The sequence below is a fragment of the Roseburia sp. OM04-10BH genome, from assembly GCF_003462605.1.
Taxonomy (GTDB): domain Bacteria; phylum Bacillota; class Clostridia; order Lachnospirales; family Lachnospiraceae; genus Roseburia_C; species Roseburia_C amylophila.
This window is the reverse complement of sequence record NZ_QTZI01000019.1, coordinates 21,397-27,396: the sequence shown is the minus strand read 5'-3', so window position 1 is coordinate 27,396 and position 6,000 is coordinate 21,397. Positions and strand designations below refer to the sequence as shown.

Annotated in this window: 6 protein-coding genes; 4 read left to right on the top strand and 2 right to left on the bottom strand. The window is 39.6% G+C overall.

Annotation, left to right across the window (positions count from 1 at the left end; translation table 11 throughout):
- Window positions 1–531: 531 nt before the first annotated feature.
- Both DXB43_RS14330 and DXB43_RS14325 read left to right on the top strand, forming a co-directional pair.
- Entirely contained in the window at window positions 532–801 is a 270-nt protein-coding gene (locus DXB43_RS14330; RefSeq protein ID WP_117947889.1) for an autorepressor SdpR family transcription factor, read from the top strand.
- Window positions 798–1,484, top strand: a complete 687-nt coding sequence (locus tag DXB43_RS14325) for an SdpI family protein (protein ID WP_117947888.1) — start codon at window positions 798–800, stop codon at window positions 1,482–1,484. Before DXB43_RS14330 ends, DXB43_RS14325 begins: the two co-directional genes overlap by 4 nt.
- An 85-nt stretch (window positions 1,485–1,569) precedes the next feature.
- Here DXB43_RS14325 and DXB43_RS14320 read toward each other — a convergent pair whose 3' ends face one another.
- Both DXB43_RS14320 and DXB43_RS14315 read right to left on the bottom strand, forming a co-directional pair.
- Window positions 1,570–3,096: a MobA/MobL family protein gene (locus DXB43_RS14320; RefSeq protein WP_117947887.1), complete on the bottom strand. Its 1,527-nt coding sequence runs from the start codon at window positions 3,094–3,096 to the stop codon at window positions 1,570–1,572.
- Window positions 3,097–3,447: 351 nt separating this feature from the next.
- Complete coding sequence (locus DXB43_RS14315; RefSeq protein ID WP_005604346.1) at window positions 3,448–3,678, bottom strand: helix-turn-helix domain-containing protein; 231 nt, start codon at window positions 3,676–3,678, stop codon at window positions 3,448–3,450.
- 175 nt (window positions 3,679–3,853) lie between these two features.
- Between DXB43_RS14315 and DXB43_RS14310 the strand changes: the two genes are divergently transcribed.
- Window positions 3,854–4,474, top strand: a complete 621-nt coding sequence (locus DXB43_RS14310; protein ID WP_005604344.1) for a helix-turn-helix domain-containing protein — start codon at window positions 3,854–3,856, stop codon at window positions 4,472–4,474.
- Window positions 4,475–4,558: 84 nt separating this feature from the next.
- Complete coding sequence (locus tag DXB43_RS14305) at window positions 4,559–5,857, top strand: tyrosine-type recombinase/integrase (protein ID WP_117947886.1); 1,299 nt, start codon at window positions 4,559–4,561, stop codon at window positions 5,855–5,857.
- Window positions 5,858–6,000: the final 143 nt, after the last annotated feature.

The window sequence follows — 6,000 nt, the reverse complement described above, 5'->3', positions numbered from 1 at the left end:
TTATTTGCACCAAGTCATATTGTGATTTCATATAAAAATGTAAAATGATATTTACAAATCCCAGTTTTGATTTAATCGAATCCATAACATTTATTAACTGTTATATCTTATCTTCATGAAGTCCGCAAACCCTTGTAAATGCTAAATTTGTAGCGAGTGAGTTTGCCCTTACGCTTTCCCTTGTGTTATATCCTTTTCCCTCATGTTACGAATGCTCACAAGGGCAAAATTAAGGGAAAGAAAATCCTGTAACAAATTATAACATGAAATGAAAATGGCAGGAAGAACGGATTGAAATGCTTTCAAAACTATTAGAATATCATGGAAAGGATGTACGGTTATCTCATAATATAACAAGAGACGAAAATTTTAAGCTTTTTGATGCTTGAATTTTATTTTAATTTTTATAGAGAGGACACGTTGATTTTTCAGTGTATCCTCTCTATTTAAAATTATTTTTAAATAGTTCTTGCACAAAAACAAATAGCATGCTAAAATCTATTTAAAGAAAGTTTTAAATAGGTAAAAGATATGGGAGAAACTAACATTTTTAAAGTATTGGCAGATAGCCAGCGAAGAGACATTCTTATTATGTTGAAAAATGAGCGATTAAATGCTGGAGAGATTGCTGAAAAATTACAGATCACACCGGCTGCTCTTTCTTATCATTTAAAATTATTAAAAAACGCAGATTTGATATCTGAATATAAAGAGAAAAACTTTGTTTATTATGAAATCAACACTACGGTTTTCGATGAATTAATTATATGGGTTAACCAGTTTGGAGGAAAAAAAGTATGAAAAAAATAATGTGGATAGTAGCAATGATACCAGTTGTAGTTACAAGTGTTGTACTACAGTTTATGCCTGATATTATACCTATGCATCATGACTTGGAGGGAAACACTGACAGATGGGGAAGTAAAACAGAAAGCTTTATTTTTCCGGTAATTATTTTGTTTATTACACTGTTTTGGCACTTGCTAATCTATGTGTTTGAGAAAAAATCAAAAAATGCAAATACAGAAAAGGAACAGATGGAAGCAAAATCTTCTGCAAAGGTATTATGTGTTGTAGGAATTTCGCAAGCAATCATGTTCGGGATTATGCATTATTTTATTCTTTATTCTTCTTGGATACAGGCAAATGCAGGTGGTGAACATGCGGTTATTGACATTGCAAAAGTTTCATGTATTTTGTGTGGTATTATGTTTATTGTATTAGGAAATTTTATGACAAAGGCAAAACGAAATGCAGTAGTGGGAGTTCGAACCGTTTGGAGTATGCACAATGATAATACATGGAGAAAGAGTAACCGCTTTGGTGCAATATGTATTATTATTACGGGGTTATTGACTATCATTACAACCGTATTTACAAGTGGGATGACTGGCACAATCTTTATGTTGATTTATTTATTATTAGCAACAATTGTAACTGTGGTATACTCAAAAAAGATATATGATAAGGAAATAAAAAAATAATTTGTATCTTTATGCGAGAGGGTGAAATTCCAGTCTTTTACAGAGAGATAACAAACGAAGGGAGGCAATTGCCTCCCTTCGTTTGTTATCTACTCCTTCCACGGTTTGGTGGAGAATATGGTCTTGTTAACTCTCGCTCCTTTATGTCCTGTTTCTTAGATATAAGCCTATCGTGTAGAGACTGTGGCTTTTCTCCATACCGTTGTTTCCAATTCTTAAGGCTGTCCTGATAATCCCCATAAGCTGTCTCTGACTTATGAAATGCTTTGTAGAAGGCTTCCGCATTCTGATACCCGTATTCCTTTACGATATGGGATAATCGGGCTTTCATTCGGGAAATACGTTCCTCCAATCCGGCTATCTCTGTTGAAAGTTCGGAACGCCTTTTTGCTTTGAAGATACCTTTGCTGTCGGACAGTTCAATTTCAAGGTCACTTCGCTGTTTCTCGAGTGCAAAAATTGCTTTATTCTGTTCTTGCAGCTTTTGATAAATTTCGCATAAGTGCTTGTAAGAAACTGCTTCCGGTGATGGCTGTGGTCTTGGCGGTATGGCAGGCTTTGGTGTATCTGTCTGCTTTCTGCTTTCTTCTGGTACAGCTTTCTGCTCTTTGAAATCTGTGTTCTCCGGTCTTGCTTCAAGCTCTTTGGAAATTACTTTATCTGCAAGCTCCAGAGTTTTGAGAAATACTTTGGAGATTAACAGTTCTAATACTGCAATGGCAGTACCGATAATGGAAGATAACAGATTCGGTCTGTTTCCGTAAAGCCATACGGATTCCACAATCTTGTCCGTTATCCGTTCCTTTTTTATCTGCATGATTTCTGACTTGGAAACACCCGTTACAATCGCTCTGTCAACCGTCTGATTCCACAAGGTGCGTTTACTGTTGTTTGCCTCAATCTCGGCGGCTTTCGGATTGTTCTTACCAATCTTTTTGGTGGCAAGATACATACCGCCACGCTCAAAAACTTCTAACCGCTGGCTTTTATCCCGCACATACTGATTGATAAGATTGGTATAATCCTGCTTGACGGTATCAAGGAAATTTTCAGCCTTGAAGTGTTTATCCTTAATGGAGAAAATCTGTCTTTCGTATACCTCACCTTTGTGAATCACCTTACACCTTTTACGGATATTTCCTTCTTCATCAAGTATCTCTTTCTTGGTGCGTACATGATTTCCCTTTTCGTCATAGAACATATTGCGGGTGGCAACCTTTTCTATGGGCTGTTCCAAGAGTGTACGCTCCGAAAAAATGAGATGGATGTGATAGTTGGTTTTCCGCTTATTGTGATGCAGGGCTGCGATACAGTCCGTTCCGTAAGTCTGTCTGAAATGGTCTGTAAATATCTGCAACAGTCTGTCTGGAGGATACTCCGTAAAAGATTCCGGCAGGGCTATGATCAATTCCCTTGCCTCAATACATTTCCCCTCCGTACCGTTTTTTTTAAATTCTGCCTGATTATATTTTGCAAGGTCAGTCCAAAAATTACGGTCTGTGGTTTCATATACCGCATACAGATTTTCCTGCTTCTTTGGGCTTGAAATATAATAAATTCTTCCCCGGACATTGTGGAGCTTCGTCATCTGAATAAATGAATTTCTTGGCATGTGCTTCCTCCTTTCCGTATCTGCCAAGTACGAAGCTGCAAGAAATGAGGATGGGAAACTTTCTAATGTGAAAGTGAGTAGGCTACATAGGTAGCCTGTCTACGAACATATCCGCCTGTCGGCGAAAAGCTCCCAGCAGGGCGAAATACACAGAGTACAAATCGTAAGATTTGTGCGAGGGGTGTATTTCGCTCTCAAACGCCGAGGGCTTGTATAAAAAAGTTTCTTCCCCACTTCTTAAATTTCCGGTTGTATCTTAGAGGAAGCACATGGTATAATCTATTTGCGTGTAGGTATATCATGGCTTCGGTCAGATACATACCTTAGGGATGGTCTTAGGACTGTCCCTATTTAATTTGTCACATTTCTTGTGACAGCTCTGACATTTCCTTTGTCCCTTAAGTCCCTGCCTTCATTGGCGGTCATGAACTTTTCAAGCATATCCGTTTTGATAAGGACTTTCCGTCCTACCTTCAATACCGGAAGCTTTTTCCATTCTACCAGTTTCCGCAGGGTATTTCTGCCGATACCCGTATAGTCGGCAGCTTCCTCAATGGACAGTGCAATCTTCACTTCTGTCATTAAAACACCTCCTCTTGAATTGCATAATGCAATTTTGTGACTATGCCTACTATATAACTTTTATATCTTCTTGTCAAGCGTTACGAAATTTTAAAAGCAATTATTAACTTGCATATTGCAATGCTACTTTTACTGTGTTATACTTTAGCCATACCGAAAAAGGAGGCGTATCAGAATGAAAGATAAAGAATTACGCAAGTTAATCGGTAGCAGGGCAAAACAACGCAGACTGGAATTAGGTGTCAACCAGCCTTATATAGCAGAAAAGATGGGAGTTACCGCTTCCACCATACAGCGGTATGAGGCAGGAACGATTGACAACACCAAGAAGCTTGTTCTGGATGGTCTGTCGGAAGCACTTCATGTATCAGTGGAGTGGCTGAAGGGCGAGACGGAAGAAATGACAAGTGATGTTACGGATAAAAGGGAATTACAGATTCGTGATACCATGACTTCCATTCTCTCCAAACTGCCTTATGATATGAAGGCAGACGAAGCGGATTTTTCCAAAGATTTACTGCTGCTGATGTTGAAGGAATACGAATTATTCGTTGATTCCTTTCAATATGCCTGTAAGAATTTTAAAGGGAATACGGAAGATGCCACAATTGCAAAAGTAATGGGGTTTGAATCCAATCAGGAATATAATGAGATTATGTTCCTTAGGGAAATCACCCATACGGTAAACGCACTGAACGACATGGGCGACATTGTAAGGCTCTATTCCAAGAATCCCGAAACGGCAGCCGTAAGGCTTGCAAATCTTCTTTCAGAGAAAGACTCCGAACCGGTATAGATTAGACAACCGGAGTTATGATATACTTACACGCAGAAAGCATTTCATCAGTTCCGATTGTCGATATCGAAAGGAGTAACGATTATGGCAAAAGGTTCTGTAAGAAAGAAAGGCAAGAAATGGTACTACCGCTTCTATGTGGAAGATGCAAGCGGTAATCTGGTGCAGAAGGAATTTGCAGGTACGGAAAACAAAAGCGAGACGGAAAAGCTGTTGAGGCAGGCAATGGAGGATTATGAAGCCAAGCGGTTTGTTGCAAAGGCTGAAAACATCACACTCGGAGAGTTGCTTGACCTGTGGGCTGAGGAAGAATTAAAGACAGGCACATTGAGTAATGGAACGGTTGGCAATTATCTTCAGACAATTGGGAGAATCAAACAACACCCTATCAGCAAAAGGAAACTGAAAACGGTGACTTCGGTACACCTGCAGGAGTTTATGGATTTGCTCTCATTTGGAGGCACTGTGGGAGATTTTATATCAAAAGGATATTCCATTGATTATGTAAGGTCATTTTCAGCAGTATTGCAACAGTCATTCCGGTTTGCGGTATTTCCGAAACAGTTTATTACCTTCAATCCAATGCAGTATGTGGTGATGAGGCATAAAAAGGAAGAAACAGATTTGTTTGCGGATGAAACAGCCGCAGACAGAGACAAGGTTAAACCGCTTTCCTTTGAAATGTACCGGAAACTGATTGAACAGCTTGGAAAACGAAGTGGGGATGCGATTCTTCCGGTTCAGATAGCATACTTTACAGGTCTCAGACTTGGAGAGGTAGCAGGTCTGACATGGCAGGATATCAACCTTGAAGAACAGTATCTCACTGTACGCAGGAGCATCCGCTACAATGGTGCTACCCATAAGCACGAAATCGGTCCGACAAAGTGGAAAAAGATCAGGGTTGTTGACTTTGGCGATACCCTCGCAGATATTTTGAGGAATGCAAAAAAGGAACAGCACAAAAACCGTTTTCAGTATGGGGAACTCTACCAGCGGAATTTTTACAGAGAAGTAATGGAAAAGAATCGGGTGCATTACGAGTATTATCATTTGGGAATGACAGAGAATGTGCCGGAAGATTACACCGAAATCTTCTTTGTATGCTTAAGGGAGGATGGTTGTCTGGAACTTCCGGCAACCATAGAAACAGCCTGCCGGACAGCAGGAAGAAAAGTACCGGAGCTTGAAGGTTTCCATTTCCACACACTGAGGCATACCTACACGACAAACCTCTTATCCAACGGGGCTCAGCCTAAGGATGTGCAGGAACTGTTAGGACACTCAGACGTGAGTACCACCATGAATGTCTATGCCCATGCTACAAGGGAAGCAAAGCGGACTTCCGCAAGACTTCTTGATAAAGTGGCAGGCAACGATTAAACAACTGAATAATGAATTTTCCCTTGTAATTATCCCATAAGGGCAAAAACAAGGGAAAAGGATACATATATAGAATTTTCAATGGCGGGAAGCCTTGAAAATAGGGGAAAGTTAAGAGAGTTAATAGATAAATCCCAGTTTGT

Excerpts from the sequence above, each read along its gene's own strand:
- DXB43_RS14320 (WP_117947887.1), bottom strand. The coding sequence starts at position 3,096 with ATGCCAAGAAATTCATTTATTCAGATGACGAAGCTCCACAATGTCCGG.
- DXB43_RS14330 (WP_117947889.1), top strand. The coding sequence starts at position 532 with ATGGGAGAAACTAACATTTTTAAAGTATTGGCAGATAGCCAGCGAAGA.
- DXB43_RS14325 (WP_117947888.1), top strand. The coding sequence starts at position 798 with ATGAAAAAAATAATGTGGATAGTAGCAATGATACCAGTTGTAGTTACA.
- DXB43_RS14315 (WP_005604346.1), bottom strand. The coding sequence starts at position 3,678 with ATGACAGAAGTGAAGATTGCACTGTCCATTGAGGAAGCTGCCGACTAT.
- DXB43_RS14305 (WP_117947886.1), top strand. The coding sequence starts at position 4,559 with ATGGCAAAAGGTTCTGTAAGAAAGAAAGGCAAGAAATGGTACTACCGC.
- DXB43_RS14310 (WP_005604344.1), top strand. The coding sequence starts at position 3,854 with ATGAAAGATAAAGAATTACGCAAGTTAATCGGTAGCAGGGCAAAACAA.